This window comes from Yersinia sp. 2542 StPb PI (genome assembly GCF_048593855.1).
GTDB classification, from domain to species: Bacteria; Pseudomonadota; Gammaproteobacteria; order Enterobacterales; family Enterobacteriaceae; genus Yersinia; species Yersinia enterocolitica_E.
This window is the reverse complement of sequence record NZ_JAZGQA010000052.1, coordinates 1-25169: the sequence shown is the minus strand read 5'-3', so window position 1 is coordinate 25169 and position 25169 is coordinate 1. Positions and strand designations below refer to the sequence as shown.

Below are 25169 nucleotides of genomic sequence, written 5' to 3'. Positions count from 1 at the left end.
GTTACATGTGTGGTGAGTATCACATGTAACCTAATGTTTTTATTTATCTTACGATGAAAATGAGACGTAATTTCAACTGATTGGTAAGATAGATAAATTGCGGAGAAATAGTTTGTTAACCCAGATCAAGCTTATCGGCTGTTGATATATATTTGTTCAGTTTAATACCTTAAAGTAGTGATCATTTTTCTGGGCTTAATAACGACGTTTATGGATAGAGCAAAAAAACTACCCCGTCCCACATTGGCTCAAGTTTGGCAAGATACACTGTTCACGGTATCAAAAAAGTTATTATTGCTACGGGATATAACCGATTTAGTGAATGAACTCAGAAAGCTCTCTTTTTCTGTGGTGCGTTTTCAGCGGGTCAATTTATTATTGCTTAACCCTCTTTATAACCAAAATACCCTTTATACCCATGACGATGCGACCAACAGGGTGCAGGGATCGCAAAATATCTTGTTTGCCGAAGGCCCCGGTGGCTTAGCCTGGCAGCAACAGACGCCTTTGCAGACTGACCATCGCCGTATGCAAAGGGAGTTTTCTGCTGTTTGTGATTTGATTCCCTATCAGGAATTGCACTCTGGCTGCCATTTTCCCTTGGGCCATGACAATCATTGGTCAGGCTGTATTGAATTTATTAAAACTGATGACAGTGAGTTTGATGAACAAGCAGTTACTTTTCTGGGGTTACTGGCAGATGTAGTGGCAATTGCCGTTGATAATATTGCTGAGATTAATCGGGCATTTTCTGAGCGTGAAAAACTGCGCTTTGAGCGCGACCATTATCGTATTTTAGTGGATGTGACCAATACGGTTATTTCTAAGCTGGAATTGGATGTATTAGCGGCAGAGGTTTCAAAAGAGATACATCGATTTTTTAATATTGATTACATTAGCTTAGCGCTGTGCGGTACCCATAAGGATAAAAATAAATTAAATGTATTCTCTACCCGCTACCAGAGTGGTAAGGCCGTACAGTATCAGCAGGCATGGGTGGATATTACCGGCACTTTGGCTGGGCAGGTTTTACAGAGCAAAGCGTTATTGTTGGTTAATTTGGCTGATATCTCTCTTTTGGCACCGGATGATAAGCAACTGGCAAATATGCTGGATGAAGGGTTACAAGTTGTCTGCCTGTTGCCGCTTTTTTTCGGCCACAAAATGTTAGGTGTTTTGAAACTGGCACAATGTCAGAGTGATATTTTCACTGATAGCAATGTAAAACTGTTGCGCCAAATTGCGGCGCGTATTGCCATTGCGGTTGATAACGCGCTGGCCTACAACGAAATTACCCGCCTAAAAGATTCGTTGGTAAATGAAAATCTCTATCTAACGGATCAGATTATTCATAATGAAGAGTTTGGCGAAATAATCGGTAATAGTGCAGGGATTAAAGCGGTACTGGAACAAGTTGAGATGGTGGCCTCCAGTGATTGTACTGTATTGATTCTGGGGGAAACCGGCACCGGCAAGGAGCTGATTGCCCGGGCTATTCATAATTTGAGTACCCGCAAGAATAAACGCATGGTGAAAATGAACTGTGCAGCCATTCCATCGGGATTGATGGAAAGTGATCTGTTCGGTCATGAGAAGGGGGCTTATACCGGTGCATCATCACAGCGTATTGGCCGGTTTGAAATGGCTGACGGTGGCACACTATTTCTTGATGAAGTGGGCGATATTCCTCTGGAACTACAGCCTAAATTATTACGTGTATTGCAAGAGCGGGAAATAGAACGCCTTGGCGGCAGTAAAATTATTCCGGTGGATGTTCGGCTGATTGCTGCGACCAATCGTGATTTAAAATTGATGATGGTGAATCGCGAATACCGCAGCGACCTTTATTATCGGCTTAATGTTTTTCCGATTGTGATCCCTCCGCTGCGTGAGCGGCCGGAAGATATTCCGTTGCTGGTAAAATTCTTTACTCAAAAAATAGCCAAACGGATGAATCGCACTATCGACACAATTCCTGGTGAAACATTACGTTTGCTCAGCCGTTTACCGTGGCCGGGCAATATTCGTGAATTGGAAAATGTTATTGAGCGGGCGGTCATCCTTAGCCGTGGCACTACGCTGAATTTGCAGTTACAAGAGCTGGAATATCATCTGTCACCGCTAGAGGTTACTAAACCTGTGGCAGAAAGGGTAGTGCATAAAACCTTGTTACCCGAAAGTGAAGAGCCTGAATCTTCAGAGTCTGAGCGCACGCGAATTATTCGAGTATTACGCGAAACCAACGGCGTGGTTGCTGGGCCAAAAGGGGCTGCCATTAAGTTAGGGCTAAAACGCACCACCTTGTTATCCCGGATGCAGCGGTTAGGAATATCAGTAAAAAGTATCGAAGATGAAGATGGGATGGATTAACTCATTTATTTGCTTCGAATAAAACTAGTATCTATTTACCGAATACCGTGTTGAACCAAGCAGTGCCAAACCCTTCTACCTGAACGAGGCGTCGCGAGCAAAGCCAGTCTGGGCGCGCTCAGCGCACAGCCACCGGAGTGTACATAAGTACATGACGGTGGCGAGCACTGCGTAAACCCAGAATGGCAAAGCGCAGTAGCCGTTAACCGATCACCCCACTTCGGCTTCTCTACGTAACCGCGCCTTCAACTGGCTATACTCCTGCTGCACATAGTTTTCTGCCCACGTCTGATCCGGGATGGCTTCCAGCTTCACCGCGCAATATTTATATTCCGGTGTTTTTGAAATTGGATCCAGATGGTCCAGCGTCAGCTCATTACAGGCACCAATCCACCACTGGTAGGTCATATATACCGCGCCGATATTAATGCGTTCACTGACTGAAACTCGCGTAATAACTTTACCGCGACGCGATTCTACCCACACCAGTTGTTGATCCTGCAAGCGCATTTTATCCGCATCCTGCGGGCTGATTTGCACATAACCCGGTTCATCGGCCAGTGTTTGCAGTGCGGAACAGTTGCCAGTCATCGAACGGCAGGAGTAGTGGCCGACCTCACGCACGGTACACAACACCAGTGGATATTGGTCATCCACCAGTTCCATTGGCGCACGCCATTCACTGGCAAATAACAACCCTTTGCCGCCAGGGCGGTCAAACTTATTACCGGCATACAACCAGGGTGTACCGGGGCTGTCTTCAGTGGTACATGGCCATGGGATATAGCCCAAACCTGCCATTTTCTCGTAGGTTGCGCCATAGTACAGCGGGCACAACTCACGCAGTTCATCCCAAATCTCTTTGGTATTGTTATATTTCATCGGATAGCCGAGTGCGGTCGCCATCAGACTAATAATTTCCCAATCTGGTTTTACATCACCTTGTGGCTCAACCGCTTTTTCAAACCGCTGGAAACCACGGTCTGCCGCAGAATAGACCCCTTCATGTTCGCCCCACGAGGTGGCGGGGAAGATAACATCCGCCTCGGCTGCGGTTTTGGTCATAAAGATATCTTGCACAATCAGCAGTTCTAATTCGCTGAAGGCTTCACGCATCATGGACAAATCCGGTTCGGTCTGGAGTGGATCTTCGCCCATCACGTAGTTGGCTTTAATTTTCCCCTCTTTCACTTTATGTGGAACATCGGTCAGCGAGTAACCGACTTTATCGGACAGGGATGGTACCCCCCAGGCTTTGGCAAATTTTTCCAGTGTGGCGGGATCGGTCACAGATTGATAACCCGGATACATATTTGGCAATGCGCCCATATCGCAGGCACCCTGCACATTGTTTTGCCCGCGTACCGGACCAACACCGACATTCGGGCGCCCCAGATTACCGGTTAACAGTGCCAGTCCTGACAGCCCTTTCACGACATCTACCCCCTGGCCCCACTGAGTGACACCCATCCCCCACAAGATAGTGGCTGAAGGGGCGGCGGCATAGATACGCATAGCCTCACGAATTGATTTTGCCGACAGGCCAGTAATGCTTTCGACATATTCCGGGGTGTATTTGGCGACGATTTCACGGTACTCGTCGAAGCCCTCGGTATAGCTTGAGGCGTAATCTTTATCGTACAGCTCTTCAGTGATCAACACATTGGCAAAGGCATTTACCAGTGCCATATTGGAGCCGTTTTTCAGGGGTAACCAGAGATCTGCAATACGCGCCGTTTCGATATGGCGTGGATCGCAGACAATCACTTTCGCGCCTTTTTCTTTGGCTTTCAGAATACGGCGGGCCACGATCGGATGGGAGTCAGCGGCGTTGTAGCCAAACACTAAAATACATTTGGTATCTTCAATCTCGCAGATTGAATTACTCATCGCGCCATTACCCAATGTCACTTGCAGCCCGGCGACCGACGGGCCGTGGCAAACACGGGCGCAGCAGTCAATATTGTTGCTGCCGGTAACCGCACGGGCAAATTTCTGCATCACATAGTTGGTTTCATTACCTGGGCCACGGGATGAGCCGGTATGCATAATGGCTTCCGGGCCATATTTTTCTTTGATTGCTCGCAGTTTACTGCTAGCAAACTCAATCGCTTCATCCCAAGATACCGCCTCCAGCTTGCCGCCTTTTTGGCGACGGATCATCGGCTGTTTAAGGCGCGGAGTTAGCAATTTGGTGTCATTGAGAAAGTCCCAACCATAGTAGCCTTTCAGACACAACTCACCCTGATTGGTGACGCCATTTGCGCCTTCAGCGCCAATAACTTTGCCATTTTCGACCAGTAAATTGATTTTGCAGCCGGAGCCGCAGTAAGGACAGACAGTGAGTGCCTTGTGCATATTAATCATCCTTCGTTCTTGGAGCCGCAGCGGTGTTAGCTGCTCTCGTTCACCCGAATCACTGACCTGAGTCAGCTCATCGGGATTCGCTCAATTGCTGCCTTGCTGCAACACCAATTACTTTGGGTCATCCCTTCGTTTTTGGGGCCGCAGCCTTATTGACTAAAAGCTCATTTCGTTGGCTTCATCTAAAGCAGCACGCATCTGTTTTTTGCGCAGCATGGCCTGCATAGTGTCGCGGCCAATCATGTGCAGCGCCTGCGTTGGGCAAACGGAGATACACGCCGGGCCGGCGGCTTGCCCTTCGCACAAGTCACATTTCTGTGCTTCGGCTTTCAGGCAGAATCCCTGTGAGAGGCCGTTAAACATCACTTCGACCTGTTTGGTCACGACGCTCATCGCACCATACGGGCAGGCAACGACACAGGTTTTGCAGCCAATGCATTTTTCCTGCAACACTTGAATACTGTCCGCTGCTCGAACAATTGCGCCGTTCGGGCAAACATTGGCACAAGGGGCATCTTCACAGTGCCGACACATAATGGCGGTACTGACATTTAGCCCTTTAACCACCTTCAGCCGAGGCGCGAAATTGGCTTTAGTTAGCGTGTCCAGCTTGCCACCGTTGTGTGCCAGCACGCAGGCAACCTCACAGGTGCGGCAGCCAATACACTTTTTGGGGTCTGCGATTATGAACCGGTTCATTGTTTTCTCTCCTTCCCCTTCATCTTTCAAGTTGCAGATGTGTTGGCTGCATTTGCTTGCCGCCTTCCGCACCTTGAAATCTATTGGGGATAAATGTCTTCATCTTTCAAGTTGCAGAGGTGTTGGCTGCACTTGCTTACCGCTTTCCTGCACCTTGATATCTATTGGGTATAAATTGATAGATCTGGCAGATTCACGTTTAGAACAGCTAATCTGGCTCATTGCCTTACATACTGCATGGTTTATGCCAACTTGAAGTGGCTAGATAAAAGTGAATGAATATGATTGTTTTATAAAGGATTAATGGATACTGATGTGGGCAGGGAGGTTAACGGGAAACTGTCGGCTGGCATGACGTCGGCAAATTTGACGACGGCATGCCGTCATTTCGCTATAAATGCGCGAAACCACCGTCACCTTGCCAGTGTGGTAGTTGTTGATACACCGTTTCTACCGCCTGTTTTACTGGCTCGGTCATTGGGAAGTAGAACGCCACTAAGGTGGGTTGAATCCCCACAAAAATGACTTCGCTAATATCTTCCTTTAACTGATCAATTAGAAAGTTGAGCGGCAGATTGTGGGTGCTCATGATAAACATTTCGGCAATTCGCTCAGGGTCAATGATGCGAATCTCACCCGGCGACAGCTCCATATCGGCAGCATCGACAATAACTAATCGTGTCGGTTGCAACGCGCGGATACGATGCACCACATTTTCCGGTGCCGAACCACCGTCAATCACCTGCCAGTCAATCAGTGGTTGTTGTGTCATGCGTTCAGCCAGTAGTGGGCCTGCGCCGTCATCGCCCATCATGCTGTTGCCAACGGTTAACACCAGATTGAGGGCGGTGGTGTGAGTGGCGGGGGGATGTGGCATGTTCATGGGCGGCGTTTCACCATTAAATAGATGGCCGGTTCCTGCTCGATATCGTACAGGGTTTGCAGCAGTTGTTGGCTCCATGGCTGGTGGAGCGAGGCTGGGTTTTCAGCCAGCGGCGCGAAGGCTTTTGCCAATAACTGGGTATGGGTACTGTCGATGGTGATTTCACCAAACTTCAGTAAGCCGGCCATTTTGCGGTGAGCCTCGCCTGCGGGCAACTGACCAAACCATTGTTCATATTCTGCCAGCGGGCATTCCATGATGGCTTTTAAGCAATCAATCACCCCCACATGGTGGCCGATAGCCAGTGAGTAATACATCACTTGTTGTGCTTGCTCGGGCATATCGTCATCACTGTCGAGGAACTTCTGATTCAGTGCATAGAAAATAACCTTAGCGGACATCAGCTTTGCCTCCCGCCAGTTGTATCAGGGCAATGTGTTGCAGGTTGGCGAATATCTCGCTCAGACGCGGATCATCTTGTTGGCGCAGGTAGTTCTGGCAGCGCTGTTCAAATTCCGGTAATGGCTGATTGACCAGCAGCGACAAGAAGCTGTCGGTGATTTCCCGCCCCTGGCGATAGCCGGCCATACGGCGCGCTTCACGCTCCAACAGCACTCGCAGATTGAGCGGTGCATCGGGGTGAATCAGCGCGGCGCGTTCATCGGCACTCTCCTGATGCTCTTCGCCTTTCAGTTTCTGCTCCAGCAGACCCAATGCCACGGCAAAACCATAGATGGTAGCGGCTGGGGTCGGCGGGCAACCGGGAATGTACACATCAATTGGTACGATGGTATCGCTGCCACCCCAGACACAGTACAGGTCATGGAAGATGCCACCACCACAACCACACGCGCCGTAAGAGACGCAGATTTTTGGGTCCGGTGCCGATTCATAAGCGCGCAGTGCCGGTGTGCGCATGGCGCGAGTTACCGCACCGGTAAACAGCAAAATATCCGCGTGGCGGGGGGAGGCAACAACTTTGATACCAAAGCGCTCGGTGTCGAACAGTGGAGTGATTGAGGAGAAAATCTCAATCTCACAGCCGTTGCAGCCACCACAATCCACCCGATAGACATAGGCGGAGCGCTTGATATCTTTCAATAATTTACTTTTTAACTGGGCAACCGAGGGATCAAGTGCGATCGGTTGACTAACATGGTGCCCCCAGCCCGGTTTTAATGAATGTGGTTGGCTCATAGGTTGCCCCTCCCTTCGTTGTGCTGATCCAGCATAACGTTGTTATTAATAACGATATTCTGTTTGCGCTTACACTCAGGGCAAGTTTCAAAATGAGGTCGCTGCTGCTCGACATCCTCGGCCGCCATCCCGGAATGAATCAGCAGTGCCATGACATAATCCACTGCTTTTTTCGGCGCAAAGGGTTGCTGGCATTGCTGGCAATGGGCAAGGGTAAAACTGGCACGCTGATACAAATCCGCTTTGTTGAAGACGGCCAGTTCAAACTCTTGCGATAACACAATGGCACGGGTCGGGCAGACCTCCTCACAGCGGCCACAAAAAATGCAGCGCCCGAGAAATAACTGCCACTGACGAGTGCCGCTAGCAAGATCGGTTTCCATGGTTAGCGCATTGGCAGGGCAGGCCATGGTACAAGCACCACAGGCGATGCATTGCTCGGCATCATATTGCGGTTTGCCGCGAAAACCGTGGCTGACCTCAAGCGGCTTAAACGGGTATTTCACCGTGGTGTCGCCCACTTTCAGGATGGTTTTAAACAGTTTTAACATTCTTCATCCCTCTATTTGAGCGGCGAATGGGTGCGCTCAATGCCATAACGCTCGATCTCTTTGTACGGCACAGTGACGGATTTTTGCTTGCGCACATCCACCAGCGTGACCCGGTCAGTACAGGAGTAGCAGGGATCGAGGCTGCCGATAATCAGTGGCGCATCAGAGACGGTATTGCCGCGCAACATATAACGCAGTACTGGCCAATTGGCGTAAGTTGCCGCACGGCAGCGCCAGCGGAACAGCTTCTGGTTGTCGCCGGTCATGCTCCAATGCACATCTTCGCCACGCGGTGCTTCCGAGAACCCGAGGGCGAACTTGTAAGGTTGGTAATTGACTTTTTCTTCCAGCAGCGGCCCGCCAGGCATATGGTTCAGGCCATATTCAATCATTACCAGCGAGTCAAAGAACTCGCGCACCCGCACCAGCAGGCGGGAGTGGACATCGCAGCCATCGAGGGTAAACAACTCTTTGGGCACATTGGCATAGTTGGCGTAGCTGTGGTCATGGCGCATATCGCGCGCATAGCCACTGGCGCGGATCATTGGGCCGACCGGGCTGAAATCGCGGGCGATTTTGCGATCCAGCAGGCCCACCCCCACGGTGCGTTGTTCGATATTGGCGGTGCTCATTAACATATCCACTAACTGGCCGATATCGGCACGCATCTCCGAGACCAATTGCAGCGTTTTGATGCGATCAGCTTTCAGGATATCGCGGCGGACGCCACCAATCAGATTCAGGCCATAGGTTTTACGTGCGCCAGTGAGCATCTCAGCAATCGTCATCGCTTTTTCACGCACGCGGAAGAACTGCATAAAACCGGTATCGAAACCAACAAAGTGACAAGACAAACCGATATTGAGCAGATGGCTGTGCAGCCGCTCCACTTCAAGCAAAATGGTGCGGATCATCTGTGCCCGAGGCGGCACGATAATGCCCAAAGCATTTTCAATGGAAGAGGTGTAGGCCACGCTGTGGGTGAAGCCACAAATGCCGCAGATGCGATCTGACAGGAAGGTAACGTCGTTGTAACCCATGCGAGTTTCAGCCAGTTTTTCCATGCCGCGATGGACATAGAACAGGCGGTAATCGGCATCAATAATATCTTCGCCGTCGACAAACAGCCGGAAGTGACCCGGTTCGTCAGAGGTAATATGCATTGGGCCAATAGGCACCACCCGGCTACTGCTACCTGCTTCGTTTTCAAACTGATAGGTTTCCGTATCGCTGGTGGGCGTGGGGCGCTGGCGATAGTCCATGGTGTCTTTGCGCAGCGGATAGAGGTCATCTGGCCAATCATCGGGCAGCACTAAACGGCGCTCATCAGGCAGACCAACCGGTTGCAGACCATACATATCGCGTACTTCACGCTCGCCCCAGACGGCGGCAGGTACCCGAGGTGTGACTGACGGGAACTCCGGTCGTTCGGGGCTGATAAGTGCTTTGACAATCACCCAGCACTTATCGCCATACTGCTTACCGGTCTCTTCGCCATATTGTTCACGGCCTTCCATCGACAACACATAGTAAATGGCAAAATAGCCATTCAGGCTGCGTTCATCATTACCAAACAGCACCGACAACCAGCCACCTTGTTGATAATAAAGGTGCTCTACCACATCGGGCAGGCTATTTAGTTTGATGGTAATGGTCAGTTGATCAGGGGTTTGCCACTCTTCATCTAAAATCGCCGCAGGAAATTGTTCACGCAGGCGGGCTACATAGGCCGCACCCAGCTTTTCACCGCTGTGTGGATGGCTTGACACCGGCTGACCTGAACCCGGAATAGCTGAAATAGGGGTTTCGCGAGTCACGTTACATCTCCTGACGATTCGGGGTTAGTTGCACCGCACTATGGCTCTGTGCAACGGATGGAATGGGCTGAGTTACGGGTTGCGGTGGAGAGAGGTGCTGCCACGGCAGCATAAATTGTTGCTGGGTTGGCTCACTGCCATCGTTATTGAGAACAATTTGTGCCGCATCGGTCAATAAACGGGTCACTGGAGCCGGAATATGCACGCCAAGCAACAGCATCAACAGCAACAGTATTGCCATCGGCGCGGTGGTCAGAATACCCAGTTCGCCTTTGCTGACCGCTGCCGGTGGTGTTCCCAACACGGTGTTGGCTATCATGCGTACCAATCCGGCCAGTACCAGTGTTAGTAGCAAGAGCAGGACGATAACCAGCCAAATATGGCCGGCGTTAATCGCGGCAGCCACCACCATAAATTCACTGATAAACACGTTAAACGGCGGCATCCCGGCCAGCGCTAATGCGCCACCAGCCAGTAACACCGCAGTCAGCGGTGCGACGCGGATAATGCCTTTAATCGCGCCCATATCCCGCGTGCCGTATTTCAATAACACATTGCCGGAACCACAGAACAGCAAGGTCTTAGCCAGACTGTGATTCAAGGTGTGGAACAGTGCTGCCAGCACACCTAGCGGGCCACCAATGCCCAGCGCCACCGCAATTAACCCCATATTCTCGACGCTGGAATAGGCCAGTAAACGCTTCATATCGCGCTGGGCCAGAATAAAGAAGGCGGATACTGCAACCGACATCATGCCGAACACCAACAGCAACATTTGTGGGAAATGTGGCCCGATGGCGGCGCTGATAATGATGTAGTAACGGATGATAACCAGCAGGGCGCAGTTAAGCAGTACGGCGGATAACAGGGCACTGGTGGGGCTAGGGGCTTCACTGTGGGCATCCGGTAGCCACGAATGCATTGGGAATAGCCCGGTTTTGGTACCGAAGCCAATCAGGATAAAGACAAACGCCAGATGCATCAGGCTGGGGTCCAACTCTTTAGCGTGTTCAGAAACCACGGTCCAGAAGATAGCACTGCCCGGATCTGCCAACACATTCGCGGCATTGGCATATACCAGCACCGTGCCGTACAGCCCGAATGCCACACCGACGGTACAGATAATAATGTACTTCCACGCCGCCTCCAGTGAGGAGCGCTGCCCGTATAATCCCACCAAAAAGGCTGAGCTGAGGGTAGTGGCTTCAATACCAACCCACATCAGGATCAGGTTATTACTGGTGACCACCAACAGCATGGTGAACAGGAACAGATGGAAGAAACCGTAGTAGTTGCACAGCGTGCCAACCGTGATTTCGCCATTATTCACTTCATGGCGCATATAGCCAAGGGAGTAAAGGCCAGTGATAAAGCCGATAATGCCCAGAATAGCGAGGAACAGCGCGCTGAGACTATCGATATGCAGCCAATTATGTGCCGCCAGAATCTCCCCGCCCAGCGCAACCCGACACACTACCGTCAGCGCCACCACTAGCAACACAGTGATGCCGGTAAAATGCACCCAAGTGGTTGCCATCCGTGCGGCACTGCCTAACGCCCGGCAAGCGAACGCGAGCAATGAGGCTATTAGAGGTATCGCCAGCAGCAACAACAGCAGGTCAGTATTACTCATTTCATTACCCCTTTAGCGCCGTCAGTTGTTTAACATCCAGCGTGTGCAGCGTGCGGTAAATCTTGCGCGCCATTAGCGTCATCACAATCACCGCGAAGATGGCATCGGTGGCAACGCCAATCTCGACCAATTCCGGTGCGCGGAAGGCCAGCAGCGCCAGCATCAGATGAGCCCCGTTCTCCATCAGGCAATAGCCAAAGATATTTTTCAGAATATTGCGTTGGGTGACGATACACAGCAGTCCAATCAGGAAATGCCCCAATGAGACGGCCAGAGCCGGTTTCAGTGCGCTGACCATGGGCAGTTGCACCGGTTCAACCACGAAGTAGCTCAGCAAGATAATGATGGCGGCGATAAAAATCAGGCTGGCGGTACCAATGATGCCGCCATTGGCTTTGGGATCGTCCATTTGGCGAAAAGCGCGATACATAATCCACGGCACCAGTACCACCTTGGTGACAAAGGCACTCAGCGACCACAGGTACAACTCGTGAGCACCCAAGGTTTCAGCCAGTACCAGAAAAATAAGCACCAGTACCAGTGACTGCAAGGCATAAAGCAGTGCCGAAGTGGCGGGTTTCTTGGCGATGATTACCAGTAGTGAGGTAATGATCAGCAGCCCTGCGAGATTATTTACGACCAAATTGTTGACAAGAAGTGTTCCGGTCATTTTCTACTCCCTTATCCGAGCCAGGCGACAGCAATAAAGCTTGAGCACACCGACATAATCACCAGAATCACCAATACCCCCTGCATCGCCAGTGGCAGCGGTTTGGCGCAGGCGACCTCTGGTGATGGCTTACCGGGGACGGTCTGCCCGAACCAGTAGAGGAACCAGCCAAAGCTCGCTACCGATTCAAGTAGCGCCAGCACCAGCAGGGGTATCAGTAGCCAATGTTCGTGAGAGAGCGAGAAGCCGGCGGCAAAAATAGGAAATTTGCTGAAGAAGCCATTAAAAGGCGGCACCCCAGTGATCGCCAGTGCGGCGACACAGAATCCCACCCCCAGCAGTGGCATTTTGCCCATGATGCCTTTGAGTTTGGGTAACATACGGGTACCGCAGCTATAGCTCAGCGCACCAGCCACTAAGAAGAACAGACTCTTGGCAAACGCATGGTTAAAGATGTAGGCAATGCCGCCATCAAAGGCCATTTTTGAGCCATAGATAGCCAACGACAGAGCGAAGAAGATGTAAGACAACTGGGTGATGGTGGAGTAGGCCAGCAGCCGCTTCATATCTTTTTGTGGCAGATACATAAAGAAGCCATAGATCAGTGTAATCACCGCCATCACCATGCCCACGGTGCCAATTATTTGTGGTACATCGCCAGCGGAATAAATAGCGCGGGCAAAGATATAAACCCCCACCTTGACCATAGAAGCGGCGTGCAGGTATGAACTGACCGGCGTCGGGGCTTCCATCGCATCCGGTAACCAGATATGCAGTGGCAACTGGGCGGATTTCCCCCAAGCGGCAAACAGGATGCCACCGAACACCATGATTTTGGTGCTGTTGTCCAATTGCGCCAGTGCCGTTAGGGCAAAGGTGCCGGTATTAACCAGCAACACTGCGGCCGCCAGATACAGACCGATAGCCGCAACATGGGTTACCAGCAGCGCTTTCAGTGCCGAGCGCAGTGACTTCTGACTCTGGTAGTAACCAATTAATCCCCACGAACAACCGCCGGTGATTTCAAAGAAGAACAACTGACCCAGCAGAGTGGATGACAATACCAACCCGGCCATTGCACCGATAAATACCAGCAACAGGGCGTAGTAGCGGTTAGTGCCTTCGTGCGGATGCTCGCGATTATCCAGGGTCAGATAACCGGTAGAATAGATACTGACCAACAGCCCAAGAAAGACGACGGCGAAAGCAATCAAGGTACTGATGCGGTCGATAGTCAGGCCAAACAGCGCCATATCGCCGTAGTGAATCAGATCAACCGTGACATCAATCTTCCCGCCACTTAAGTAGATATAGGCCAGCAACAGGGTTCCGAGGGTTGCCAGTAGTGAAAAGAAAGTACAGGACCATTTCGCCCATTGCTGTGGCAAGCAGGCCGTGAGGATGGCACCGGCAAATGGGACCAGAATGGTCGCAATGGCGATGTTCATTAGGGCGATATTCATAAGAGCCATGTTCTCCATGATGGGTTTATTAGCTCCTTAAAGACCGGTGAGATAGAAAACCAGGGACAAGGCAGCAACACCAAACCCCAGCCAGGTAACACGGGAGGTCAACAGGAAGCGCCCACGGGCGATACTGTTTTCCACGATGGAGGCCAGTACAAACACCACCACCAGCTTGATAATGCAGGCCAGTAGCGCCCACAGCAGGCCAAATCCAGTGAGTACTGCCAGCTTGCCGAACGGGATAAACACGGCGAGGAACAGTTGTGCCACCACCACTTGTTTCAGGCTGATGCCCCATTTGACCAGACCCAGCGCGGCACCTGAGTATTCGGTTAGCGGCCCTTCTTGTAACTCTTGCTCCGCTTCGGCGACATCAAACGGGATTTTGCCCATCTCGATAAACACGGCGAAACCACAGGCCAGTAACGCCAGCGCGGTTGCGGTCGGCGATTGCCAGTGGCCGGTCGAAAGTGCAGTACTGATGGTGCCGATATTGGTCGAACCGGCGATTAACCCCACTACCAGTAGCGACAGAATCAGTGTCGGTTCCACCAGCACACCAAGGGTTAACTCACGGCTGGCACCGATACCGGCAAAGATGCTGCCGCTATCCAGACCGGCCAGTGAGAAGAAGAAGCGGAACAGCGCGAACAGATAAAGCAGGGCTATCAGGTCTCCTGCCACGCCAAATGGCGATGCCAGCGTGAAAATGGGCAGCGCCATCGCAATCAGCAACATGCTGCCTAATAACACATAAGGCATCAGACGGAAGATGATGCCTGCATTCGCCGGTGCTACATCCTGACGTTTTAACAGTTTGGCTAAATCACGATAGTCTTGTAGCACGCCCGGCCCGCGGCGTGAGTGCATGCGGGCTTTTACCATGCGCGAAATACCCGACATCAATGGTGCCAGCGCCAGCATGAAAAGCGCCTGCCCAATGGCGAAGGCAATCATAGAGACCGCAGGCATATCAGTAGTTGGCATTGCTCGTCTCCTTAAATAGCCGCGATTATCAGCAGGGTAACCAGTGCGGCGACCACATACAGACAGTAGAGGCGGAAATCACCCTGTTGTAGCCATTGAATACGCTGGCTGAGCCATTGGATCAGGCGAATAAGCGGGGCCACAATTTTGTCGTCCCATAGCGGCTCTACCCGCCCGGCACCACTGATCGAGTGCTCAAGAGCACGTTGCATCATCGGTGCGGGGGAGAGGGTTTTGCGTATTCGATAGAGTGGGGCAAACATCATCCGCAAGGGTTGAGTAAAACCACCGGCGGAGACGGTCATTGCTTGTTCGTAGGCATAACCACAGGCCCATGGGTCACCGCCATGGCGAAATGCCAGACGGCTGCCTTTGTAGAGACTGGCTATCAGTAAAATCACCAATGGCAGGATTAATAAGCCGAAGAAGATGTAGAGGGTAGACAGCATCGCTTGAGAGCTGTGTTGTGGGAACAACAGCGCCCCTTGTGCAACCTGTAACGACTGTGCCGCAGGGACCGCTATCAGGCTACTGGCAATGCGGGCAATCACCGGTGCTACCTGGGTGGCACCAATCCCCAATGCCAGGCACAGCAGGGCCAGCAACAGCATGGCTGCCGTCATTGGCCACGGCACTTCCCGCGCCTGTGCGGCTTTTTCCGTGCGCGGCAGGCCGCAGAAGCTAATGCCGTAGACTTTAACGAAGCACATGGCCGCCAGCGCGCCGGTAATTGCCAGCATGACGATGGCAATCGGTCCGGCCAGACGAATAATAAATCCACCATCTTTGGTCATAGTAAATAACGATTGATAGGTGAACCATTCACTGACAAAACCATTGAAGGGTGGCAGCGCTGAAATTGCCATACATCCCACCAGAAACGCCAGTGCGGTATACGGCATCATCCTTGCCAACCCACCCATCTTTTCCATATCTTTGGTGTGCACCCGGTAGATAACGGCGCCAGCGCCAAGGAACAATAACCCTTTGAATACTGCATGGTTAAGCAGATGGTAGAGTGCACCCAGTAGGCCAAGGGCGGCCAATATAGGCTGGTGGCCCGCGATACCTATCATGCCAACCCCAACGCCCATCAGAATAATGCCGATGTTTTCAACTGTGTGATAAGCCAGCAGCCGTTTGATATCGTGCTCGGCTAATGCATACAGCACTCCCAGTACCGATGACACCGCACCAAAGGCCAGCACCACCACTCCCCACCACATTTGGCTGGCACCGAGTAAATCGATACCAACCTTGATGATGCCGAAGATACCAATTTTTACCATCACGCCGGACATCAAGGCCGAGGCATGAGATGGGGCTGCGGGGTGGGCGCGTGGGAGCCAGCCATGTAATGGCAGCATCCCGGCTTTGGCACCAAAACCGAAGAAAGCCAGCAGGAAGATAACGGAAGCCATCACCGGCTCTGGATGCACCTGCCGGAAGGCGGCAAATTCCAGGCTGCCGCTCTGGCGGTACAATAAGAAGAAGGCAATCATGATTAACACGGAACCGGCATGGGCAATCAGAAAGTAGAGTAGGCCGGCGCTGATAGCATCGTCGTCTTGATCGGAAATCACCAGGAAGTAGGAAGCCAATGACATCATTTCAAAGAAAATAATAAAGTAGAAGGCGTTATCCACCACCACCAGTGCCACCATCGAGGCGATGAACAGGTTCATAAATACCCCCATTCCCCATGCCCCACGCCCTTTGTATTCCTGTACATAAGCCAGTGAATACAGCGAAGTGACCACCACCAGCAGTGAGATGACCATCAGCATAAAGGCCGCCAATGGATCAAGGCGCAGACTGAAGGCCGCGAAGGGGAAGGGTCCGGCGGTGATAAAGGTAATGATACCGCCCCCCAGTAAGGTTGGCGCGGCAGCCAGCAGGCCCGCAACCCCGCCCAGCAATGAGGCCAGCCCTGCGGCATAAATCGCCAGCGTTTCGCGACGAGCCAAAAGCAGCGAAAGTAGTGCACCAGCCAGATAGAGCAGTAAGGAGAGCCACAGTAGCTCCAGAGAGTTCATCATCTTTTCTGCTCCTCGTGAGAGAGGGTGGGCGAGCTGTCCCCGGTAATAAAGGGCAGATCGTTGGCAAACCCACGGGCCGCAGCGAGCCGTTTAGCCTGATTGGCTTGCTCGATGCTGTGTTCATCCACCAACATCAGCGCGTTGGTGGGGCAGACCCGTACACATTCCGGTCCCTGTGGTTGGAAGCTACATAAGTCACATTTCACAGCAATGGTACGAACACCGGCCGTCCAGGCCAGGAATGGGTTCATATTGGCTGGGCTGAATGGCACATCAGACAGCTCGGTCATCGGAATATATTCAGGGAAGCTCTCCGGTACGGCTAATGGCTTACTGCCCGCGGGCGTAATTGCGCCAAACGGGCAGGCGATACCACAGAGCTTGCAGCCGATGCAGGTGGTTTCATCCAACTCAACGGCGTTATTGGTCAACGTGATGGCATTGACCGGACAGACTCGCGCGCACCATGCATCCTCGCAGTGGCGACAGAGAATCGGTGCTGTGACCGTGGCATTTCGCATCACGGTCAATCTGGGGTGCTGTTGTAAACCCTTGGCTTTATGCACCTGGCTGCAAGCAGCCATGCAGGTATTGCATCCAATACAAAGCCTCGACTCCGCAATGACAAAGCGGTTCATAGCCATACCCTCCGGGACAAAAATCTGGTGACAGTCAGGCTGATAGCAATCATTTCTAAGCTGCAAAGCATATTCTGTGCCAGCACGCCTGCTGCTGCTGTAAAAGAGCGGTGAAGGCACGCCTGCTGTGCATTGGGGCGGGGGGAGTAAATAGCGGAGATTTAAACGGCAGTGAAAATGGCGTAATTACGGTGGTTAAGTGTCGACATTAGTGACGAAACCGCCGCTCATCAATGACACTTCGACAGTGATTGCTCACCTTAATCATCTGGTCGCGGCCATATCTAAATAATAGTGTTATTTATTAGCTGTTTAGATGATTTTTCGCACAGGTGAAAATCAGCGCGTGGCTGGCATCTTCTTTGCATCGCTATTGTCAGGGATACGCCACAGGAGCAGCACGGTCATGCATGAAATAACCTTGTGCCAGCATGCTATTGCCATGATGGAACAGCAGGCGCGCTTACATGGCGCGCAGCGAATTACCGGGGTGTGGTTGGAAACCGGCGCATTTTCCTGCGTCGAACCGCAGGCATTAGAGTTCTGTTTTGAGTTGGTATGCCGAGGCACACTGGCGGAAGGTTGTGTGCTGCATCTTAGCCAGCAGCCGTCACAGGTGTGGTGCTTTGATTGCCAGCAGCAGGTTAATTTGCTGAGTAGCAAAGTGATACGTTGCCCATTGTGTGCCGGGAGCCATTTACGCATCGGCGCATCTGATGATGGCGTCATACTTAAGCGACTGGAGGTGGAATGAGTTTACTTTTTTTAACTGAAATTGGGCGATTGAATAACGCAGAGGCCAGGCTATGTGTATAGGTATCCCTGGTCAAATTGTCGCACTGGATGAAACTCAGCCCGGTACCGCCTGGGTGGATGTGTGCGGTGTGCGGCGTTCGGTGAATATTATGCTGGTGGCTGCCGACTCGCAGGCCAGTCTGGCATTAATCGGCCATTGGGTGCTGGTGCATGTTGGGTTTGCCATGAGCAGGCTGGATGAAGAGGAAGCGCTGGAAACTTTGCAGTTGTTACAGCAGATGGGGGAGGTTGAGAGTGATGTAGGGGCATTCTTGGGGCAAAGTGGTTAACCGGACGGGTGTATTATTAAAAACAGGATCGGGTTAGATTTCGGTAGTTAGTGCCTCACAGCTCACTTGACCTTTGATAAACCCAATCCAATAGCAAAAGCTAATTCACAATCATGGTGCTGGTGCTGGATTTTTCTGCTTTTCTTCTGCCAGCCGGTGTTCCAGTTCAACCAATTGTTCTGGTGAGACGGCCGGATAACCTTGTGCGTCATCGGGGATCACATGTATCGCAGGGATAGGGATTAATGGCCCAAGAAAACGTGGTTCGCGTTTCAGAATATAGAGATCCGTCAATGCACCGAGACGGGCAAAAATCTCACGCACTCGTACATTGAGCATATCTTTGGGGGACGGGACGGCAAAACACTGCGCCTGAATCCCCATATGGAGGGCGATAAACAGTGCCCGTTCGCAGTGGAAACGCTGGGTAATGATAATAAAATCGTTGGTGTCGAATACCTTACGGGTGCGCACGATGGAGTCCAATGTACGGAAGCCCGCGTAATCCAGTACGATATCAGCGGGGGCGACACCGGCGGCGATCAGGTCGCGGCGCATGGTCATCGGCTCATTATAACTTTGCAGCGCATTATCACCGCTGAGCAGTAAATAACTGACTTTGCCACTGTTATAGGCGTTTATCGCCCCTTGAATCCGGTATTGATAAAACTGATTAATACCACCAGTGCGATAATATTTAGCTGTACCCAAGACCACACCGACCTGCCGGTGGGGCAAGTCTTGTAGCTCATCATAGATAAAGGGGGCTGTTTTCCAGCTAATCCAGCGATCGAGCGCAATAGCAGTCACCATCAGCAACCCTACGATGGTAATCAAGCTAATAATCAGGCGTTTCCACATTCTCAGGCCTTTGATGCATTCAATCTACTGGTCATATTTGCAAGGCTACTTTACCTGCGCATGCGGCGCAAGCCTTATACCCTTCGTCCTTGAAGCTACAGCGCTGTTGGCTGCGAGTGCTAACCCGAATCACTGACATGAGTCAGCTCATCGGGATTATTTCACTGGCCGGCTAGCTGTAACTCCAATGCCTTTGGGTATTATCTTCGTCCTTGAAGCTACTGGGGGATTCGTTATTCGGCCCATACCGAAGTACAGGCCGAATAATAACTAGAACGATGTGCGCTTATAAGTGCGGTACTGCGGCTGCCAATAGTTATGCTCAATGGCTTTTGCCAGCGCTTCTTCTGAGGTAACAATGGCGACACCTTGCAACTGCGCCGCTTTGCCCACCTGCATTGCAATGCTCTTTGACACAGCCTGAATATCGTCGATACGCGGCAGCAATGCCCCTTCACCGTTCGATGCAAGTGGTGAACAGTCAGCCAATGCACGGCTGGCTGCCATCAACATACCGTCGGTCACCCGCCGGGCGCCCGATGCCAACACCCCCAAACCAATCCCTGGGAAGATATAAGAGTTATTGCATTGTGCAATCGGATACAGCTTCTCCTTGTAACTAACCGGTGAGAATGGGCTGCCCGTGGCAACCAATGCGGCACCATCGGTCCAGTTAATAATGTCTTCTGGCCGTGCTTCAACCCGTGATGTCGGGTTAGACAATGGCATTACAATCGGCCGTGGACAGTGCTGGTGCATCTCGCGGATCAGCTCTTCAGTAAACAACCCCGGCTGGCCTGAGACACCAATCAGCACAGTCGGTTTAGCATTGCGCACCACATCCAGCAGTGAAATTGAGTCACTGGCCAGATTCCAGCTTTGTAGCGCCTCACTCTTTTGCACCAGTTTACTTTGGAAATCCAATAAGTTAGGTAGTTTGTCAGTCAACAGACCAAAACGGTCAACCATAAAGACTCGCGCCCGGGCCTGATCTTCACTCAAACCTTCTGAAATCATCTGTGCAATGATCTGTTCAGCAATACCGCAACCTGCTGATCCGGCGCCGAGGAAGGTGACGGTTTGGTCGCGTAACTGGCTGCCTGCGGCATGGCTGGCAGCAATCAGGCTACCCAGCGTGACCGCCGCGGTACCCTGAATATCATCATTGAAACAACATAGCTCGTCACGGTAGCGGTTCAGCAGCGGGGTGGCATTGTTCTGCGCAAAATCTTCAAACTGCAACAACACATTTGGCCAGCGGCGTTTGACCGCCTGAATGAATTCGTCAACAAAAGCATAATATTCATCACCGGAAATACGCGGATGACGCCATCCCATATACAGCGGGTCATTCAGGCGTTGCGGGTTGTTGGTCCCGACATCTAACACTACCGGCAATGTATAGGCTGGACTGATACCACCGCACGCGGTATACAGCGACAATTTACCAATGGGGATCCCCATGCCGCCAATGCCCTGATCGCCAAGGCCGAGAATACGCTCACCGTCGGTTACCACGATAACTTTTACGTTCTGTTTAGTGGCGTTTTGTAACATATCGTCAATGTGTTCACGGTTTGGGTAAGAGATAAATAACCCACGCGCACGACGATAGATATCAGAGAAGTGTTCACAAGCCTCGCCAACGGTAGGCGTGTAGATAATTGGCATCATCTCGCTGAGATGGGCGTCCAGCAGGCGGTAAAACAGAGTCTCATTGGTGTCTTGAATGTTGCGCAGATAGATATGCTTATCGTCGTCATTTTTAAAATCTTGATACTGGCGGTAAGCGCGCTCAGCTTGTTCTTCAATAGTTTCAACCGCTTCAGGCAACAATCCGTGTAAGTTAAAGTGGTTGCGCTCATCATTAGTAAAGGCGCTGCCTTTGTTAAGGAGAGGGAATTCCAACAGGATCGGACCAGCGTAGGGGATATAGAGGGTGCGTTTACTTTCGTATTCAAGTTCCATGAGTTTTACTCTTATATGACTATGGGTATTGATAGCAATTGTTGCCCTGATCCTAAAAGATAAGAAGAATATGTACAGCTTTTGTTAGTTAAATATGTCTGTAATCGGTAAAAGTGCGAGTTAACTTGCAGATTTAGCTGAGCAGTTTATTGGAACCCGGCGTCATTCGTTGCGAGGTCTTGGTGCTATGATCGGCATCGCTCAGGCCGGCTTATGGCTTGGAATACCAGATGATTGATCAGGTCGTACACGCGGGAATGAGTTTCACTGCTATTTAGGGGAATAGGTAGGATTAGCGTGATAACCGGGGGTTAGCCATGTAACCCCCGATTAGTTGGGTATTATTTCGGCAAAAATGTCACGTGTTTTACATCATCGCAACCCAAGGCTGCCAGTGTTGCCAGTGTGGCATCCCACTGAGTCAGTGTCGGATTACTGCCCTCAATCAGCACCGCACGGCGAATGGCCGCGCAATCCCCACCGGTAATGTTGGTCAGGATCAATGCAGCTTGCAGCGGTGGCAGGCTGGGGTTGAAGGCGGCATTTTCTGCATAACGGCCCACATAGATAGCGCCATCAGCCGCTTCCAATGCAACACCGCTATGAGCATTGCTATAAGGGGCATGACTGTGGTTCGCACCTTCGAGGGCTGCCTGAGTCAGTGCATCGGTTTCAGCCACGGTGTAGCCATGAAACACCGGATCCATCAGCAGCGTGGTGATATCCAAATCTTTCGGGCCGAAAGAATCTGGCAAATAGTGACCCAGGGTTGCGGCAGGGCGGCCCGGCAAATGGATATGCAGGTCGGTTCCGCTATTCAGCTCATTCATAAACTGGCGGCAATGACCACAGGGAGTGTAATTAACAGTAATTGCGACCAGGCTGGCTTCGCCGCGTAACCAGGCATGAGTAACCGCACACTGCTCGGCATGAATGGTTTGTTGTAGCGGTACACCGCTAAACTCCATATTGGCGCCAAAATAGAGGTTGCCGCTGCTCCCCTGAGCGATAGCACCAACCATAAAATGAGAGATTGGCGCCAGCGCACACGCGGCAGCCAGCGGCAACAACGCGAATGCCAGCGCATTGTCATCCAACCCACTGATGCTTTTTACCGTTTCCACTTGCTTCGCTGTCAACATGGCAGGGAAATCGTTTGCGCTCAGAATAGGTTCAAGTGCTGATTGCAGTGAAGCGGGTAGCTTAGCCCAAGGGGCATGAAAACGTGCTTGCATAGGGAGTCTCTCCAAGAGTAACGGGAAACTATTTTAGGCAGCTTAGGGGCTTCTTGATGTGATTGATGTCTCATTACTAATGAAATCGATGCAAGTAAAATCTCAAATGAGAGATGTATCTCAAATTTAAACCTGAAAACGGGCGCTATTTCACCTTGTTACTGTAGACCCTGATGTGCGTTTGCGCGTCAGGGTCTCACGCCATTAGCCGAACAAATGGAGTAACACCGGGAATAGGAAAGGAGCCAACAGTGAAGTGATAATCCCGCAGATTACCAGTGCCAGTGAGCTAAATGCGCCTTCCTGAAAGTCCATTTCAGCACAACGGGCGGTACCCAGTGCATGGGAGGCGGTACCCATGGCTAAACCTCGCGAGGCCTTAGTGGTTATCTTTAATAAATTTAGCAAGCTATGGCCAAATACCGCACCCAGAATACCGACAAAAATGACGCATACTGCGCTGATGGCGGGTAAGCCATGGATAGACTCAGCGACGGCCATGGCAATAGGTGTGGTGACAGATTTAGGCAATACCGAAGCCGCAATCTCCGGTGTTGCTCCCATCCACAGGGCGACCGCCGTACCACTGACCATGGCGGTAATACTGCCAATAAAACAGATACTGATAATGGATTTCCAGCGGGCGCGAATTTGATGCAATTGTTCATATAGCGGGAAAGCTAGCGCCACCACGGCGGGTTGCAGTAAATCATTCAATACTTTGCTGCCAGCAAAATAGTTGGCATAGGGCATATGCGTGACCAGCAGCAATGGAATGATAACAACCATCGATATCAATAATGGGTTAAGCAGTGGCATTTTCAGCCAGCGGGCTAAACGACGCGCACCAAAGAATACGATTAAGGTGAGTGGCAGTGACCACCATAAATTGCTGATCATTTGTCGTCCTCGGTATGGGTAGGAGAACCAATGACTTTGCGTTCGCGGTGAACATAATGAGAACTGTAAGCTACCACCAGCATGACAATTAGGGTGCTGACAAAGCAGGAAACTACGATGGGACCAAACTGTTTAGTCAGTTGGTCGTAGTACTGCATCACACCGACACCAATCGGCACAAACAACAGCGCCATATAACGGATCAGTAGGTGGCAACCGGGTTTCACCCAGGTTGAAGGCAATATCTGGGATGCCAGCAGAGCAAATAGAATCAGCATCCCAATGATACTGCCAGGGATGGTGATAGGCAGCAACAAGGCCAGTGCTTTACCCGCCCATAAGCACAGATAAATAATGGCGAAAGCCCGCAGGTACTGCCAGCAAAGTGAAGTCACATTGCGCATAGAAAAGGTCCTGAGTTACGGAGTGCATTCATCATACAATTAAGTTTGATTATGTGCTAGCTGTCACACTATGAATAATAGACTCATCATGTATCAAACTGTGAGCGTGTTGATTTGCTACTACACATAACTTATTCGCAGCCCTCCTTGCTGCATTTGGGCGACTATTGGGTATGTTCTGATACCTGATGGGGTTGAGCCGACTGCGTCTTAGCCAATCGATAGCCACGATAGAAAAATGCCAGCCCCAAAATAGCCGCGATAATCAGCATATAGAACATCATCTGCGGTGCGGCCCAGGCTAGCAAGAAGCCACAAAGTACCGGATTAATGGCTCCGCCTAATTGACCGAGATTTTGTACCCCATAGTAACTGCCTTTGAGATTCGCTGGAGCAATAAAATCGATAAACAAGTATTCGACTGGGATAACAATAATTTCGCCCAATGAGAAAATCGCCATTGCCAGCATCCATAGTGGAATTGAATCTTGAGCCGCCATAAATCCGAGTAGGCCAATGATAAAGAACAGGGTGCCAAACATCAGCCAGCGCATTAAGTTCTGCTGATTCATACGGCGACTTAATAAGTATTGCAGGGTAATCACAATAGTTGCATTAACGGTCATTACTGCCCCGATCACCTGATAGGCAAATTTAGCATCTGACACCGTAATCAGATATTGAGATAAATAACCCGAGAATTGGCCAAAGACAATAGCACTGAGCATGCTGCCGAGGGTGAAATAAATCAGCCGTTTATCACAACGTAAGATAGTAAATGTTTGGCGGAAATCCGGTACTGATTCGCTAGCTGAATGTTCTGTTGCTAACATATCGGTACTGCTTATTCTGAATTTCAACGCCACCGCGACCAGCAACGCCAATACCCCCGAAATGATAAAAGGCAATTGTGAGCCAAAACCAACCACCAAAACCCCCATCGCCGGCCCCACCGCCCAGCCGACATTGACCAGTGTGTAGTTAGCTGAAAAGGCTTTAATACGTTCATTTACTGGCAGCCAATCAGCAAAGCAGGCTTTGAGCGCGATACTGTAAACCGAGTAGGCCGAATGCAGCAGCGCCAAAATCAGAATGATCCAGGCCGGATGCTCAATCCATGGCAAAGTAAAGAATGTGGCAGAAAACAGACTTATTGCTAGCAAAATCAATAGCTTTTTATTGAATTTGTCCACCAGATAGCCACCATATAGGCTAGTGAAAATACCTAGCGTCAAACTTGCCCCTAACACCAGCCCGACTTTATCGGGAGCCAACTGAAAATGCTCAGCCAAATAGATAGTTATAAAGGGCAGGGTGATAGCTCGGCCAATAGTCAGGACCAGCGAAGCAATCAATAAATTGGTGACACGTGATGGAAATCCTTTCATGGTATTTTCTTTTT

Annotated in this window: 22 protein-coding genes; 3 read left to right on the top strand and 19 right to left on the bottom strand. The window is 51.0% G+C overall.

The features are described 5' to 3' along the window. Positions 1 to 210 precede the first annotated feature (210 nt). On the top strand, positions 211 to 2370 hold the full coding sequence (flhA, locus tag V1952_RS09025; RefSeq protein WP_372558444.1) for a formate hydrogenlyase transcriptional activator FlhA: 2160 nt from the start codon (positions 211 to 213) through the stop codon (positions 2368 to 2370). A 210-nt stretch (positions 2371 to 2580) separates the two neighbouring features. Here the strand turns inward: flhA and fdhF are convergent, their stop codons facing one another. The 13 genes from fdhF to V1952_RS08960 all read right to left on the bottom strand — a co-directional run bounded on the left by fdhF (position 2581) and on the right by V1952_RS08960 (position 17314). Beyond that, on the bottom strand, positions 2581 to 4728 hold the full coding sequence (gene fdhF / locus V1952_RS09020; protein ID WP_420074630.1) for a formate dehydrogenase subunit alpha: 2148 nt from the start codon (positions 4726 to 4728) through the stop codon (positions 2581 to 2583). Between the two features lie 162 nt (positions 4729 to 4890). Further along, positions 4891 to 5433 (bottom strand): 4Fe-4S binding protein, encoded by a 543-nt coding sequence (locus V1952_RS09015; protein WP_032906839.1) that lies wholly within the window; start codon positions 5431 to 5433, stop codon positions 4891 to 4893. A 391-nt stretch (positions 5434 to 5824) separates the two neighbouring features. Continuing rightward, a complete protein-coding gene (gene hycI, locus V1952_RS09010) occupies positions 5825 to 6310 on the bottom strand; it encodes a hydrogenase maturation peptidase HycI (protein WP_372559852.1) in 486 nt (161 codons plus the stop codon). A gap of 2 nt (positions 6311 to 6312) precedes the next feature. Beyond that, positions 6313 to 6717, bottom strand: a complete 405-nt coding sequence (locus V1952_RS09005; RefSeq protein ID WP_372558446.1) for a formate hydrogenlyase maturation HycH family protein — start codon at positions 6715 to 6717, stop codon at positions 6313 to 6315. Then, on the bottom strand, positions 6707 to 7513 hold the full coding sequence (locus V1952_RS09000; protein ID WP_372558447.1) for an NADH-quinone oxidoreductase subunit B family protein: 807 nt from the start codon (positions 7511 to 7513) through the stop codon (positions 6707 to 6709). Before V1952_RS09000 ends, V1952_RS09005 begins: the two co-directional genes overlap by 11 nt. Further along, positions 7510 to 8064, bottom strand: coding sequence for a hydrogenase 4 subunit H (gene hyfH / locus V1952_RS08995; protein WP_420071635.1), 555 nt, complete (start codon positions 8062 to 8064; stop codon positions 7510 to 7512). The genes V1952_RS09000 and hyfH overlap by 4 nt, the downstream gene beginning before the upstream one ends. An 11-nt stretch (positions 8065 to 8075) precedes the next feature. Continuing rightward, positions 8076 to 9881, bottom strand: a complete 1806-nt coding sequence (locus V1952_RS08990; protein WP_083159372.1) for an NADH-quinone oxidoreductase subunit C — start codon at positions 9879 to 9881, stop codon at positions 8076 to 8078. Between the two features lies 1 nt (position 9882). Further along, positions 9883 to 11514 carry a hydrogenase 4 subunit F gene (locus V1952_RS08985; RefSeq protein WP_420071636.1) on the bottom strand — a complete coding sequence of 544 codons (1632 nt, stop codon included), beginning with the start codon at positions 11512 to 11514 and terminating at the stop codon, positions 9883 to 9885. Between the two features lie 4 nt (positions 11515 to 11518). Beyond that, positions 11519 to 12184, bottom strand: coding sequence for a hydrogenase 4 membrane subunit (hyfE, locus tag V1952_RS08980; protein ID WP_083159369.1), 666 nt, complete (start codon positions 12182 to 12184; stop codon positions 11519 to 11521). 11 nt (positions 12185 to 12195) lie between these two features. Further along, on the bottom strand, positions 12196 to 13647 hold the full coding sequence (locus V1952_RS08975; RefSeq protein ID WP_420071641.1) for a hydrogenase 4 subunit D: 1452 nt from the start codon (positions 13645 to 13647) through the stop codon (positions 12196 to 12198). Positions 13648 to 13683: 36 nt separating this feature from the next. Further along, positions 13684 to 14637: a respiratory chain complex I subunit 1 family protein gene (locus V1952_RS08970; protein ID WP_083159367.1), complete on the bottom strand. Its 954-nt coding sequence runs from the start codon at positions 14635 to 14637 to the stop codon at positions 13684 to 13686. A gap of 11 nt (positions 14638 to 14648) precedes the next feature. Next, positions 14649 to 16676, bottom strand: a complete 2028-nt coding sequence (gene hyfB, locus V1952_RS08965) for a hydrogenase 4 subunit B (RefSeq protein WP_420074629.1) — start codon at positions 16674 to 16676, stop codon at positions 14649 to 14651. Beyond that, entirely contained in the window at positions 16673 to 17314 is a 642-nt protein-coding gene (locus V1952_RS08960) for a 4Fe-4S dicluster domain-containing protein (RefSeq protein ID WP_372558451.1), read from the bottom strand. Before V1952_RS08960 ends, hyfB begins: the two co-directional genes overlap by 4 nt. A gap of 406 nt (positions 17315 to 17720) precedes the next feature. Between V1952_RS08960 and hypA the strand changes: the two genes are divergently transcribed. Together hypA and V1952_RS08950 are read left to right on the top strand one after the other, a co-directional pair. Then, positions 17721 to 18068 (top strand): hydrogenase maturation nickel metallochaperone HypA, encoded by a 348-nt coding sequence (gene hypA, locus V1952_RS08955; RefSeq protein ID WP_083159365.1) that lies wholly within the window; start codon positions 17721 to 17723, stop codon positions 18066 to 18068. A gap of 52 nt (positions 18069 to 18120) precedes the next feature. Further along, on the top strand, positions 18121 to 18399 hold the full coding sequence (locus V1952_RS08950; protein WP_372558452.1) for a HypC/HybG/HupF family hydrogenase formation chaperone: 279 nt from the start codon (positions 18121 to 18123) through the stop codon (positions 18397 to 18399). A gap of 111 nt (positions 18400 to 18510) precedes the next feature. Here the strand turns inward: V1952_RS08950 and sanA are convergent, their stop codons facing one another. From sanA to V1952_RS08920, 6 genes are all read right to left on the bottom strand, one after another. Next, complete coding sequence (gene sanA, locus V1952_RS08945; protein WP_420071640.1) at positions 18511 to 19260, bottom strand: outer membrane permeability protein SanA; 750 nt, start codon at positions 19258 to 19260, stop codon at positions 18511 to 18513. Between the two features lie 270 nt (positions 19261 to 19530). Then, positions 19531 to 21228, bottom strand: coding sequence for an NAD-dependent malic enzyme (locus V1952_RS08940; RefSeq protein WP_372558454.1), 1698 nt, complete (start codon positions 21226 to 21228; stop codon positions 19531 to 19533). A gap of 341 nt (positions 21229 to 21569) precedes the next feature. Next, positions 21570 to 22463, bottom strand: coding sequence for a cytidine deaminase (gene cdd, locus V1952_RS08935; protein ID WP_372558455.1), 894 nt, complete (start codon positions 22461 to 22463; stop codon positions 21570 to 21572). Between the two features lie 204 nt (positions 22464 to 22667). Continuing rightward, positions 22668 to 23363 carry a CidB/LrgB family autolysis modulator gene (locus V1952_RS08930; RefSeq protein WP_032906846.1) on the bottom strand — a complete coding sequence of 232 codons (696 nt, stop codon included), beginning with the start codon at positions 23361 to 23363 and terminating at the stop codon, positions 22668 to 22670. Beyond that, positions 23360 to 23767 (bottom strand): CidA/LrgA family protein, encoded by a 408-nt coding sequence (locus tag V1952_RS08925; protein WP_005187673.1) that lies wholly within the window; start codon positions 23765 to 23767, stop codon positions 23360 to 23362. Before V1952_RS08925 ends, V1952_RS08930 begins: the two co-directional genes overlap by 4 nt. A gap of 164 nt (positions 23768 to 23931) precedes the next feature. Continuing rightward, entirely contained in the window at positions 23932 to 25155 is a 1224-nt protein-coding gene (locus V1952_RS08920) for an MFS transporter (RefSeq protein ID WP_083159359.1), read from the bottom strand. Positions 25156 to 25169 lie beyond the last annotated feature (14 nt).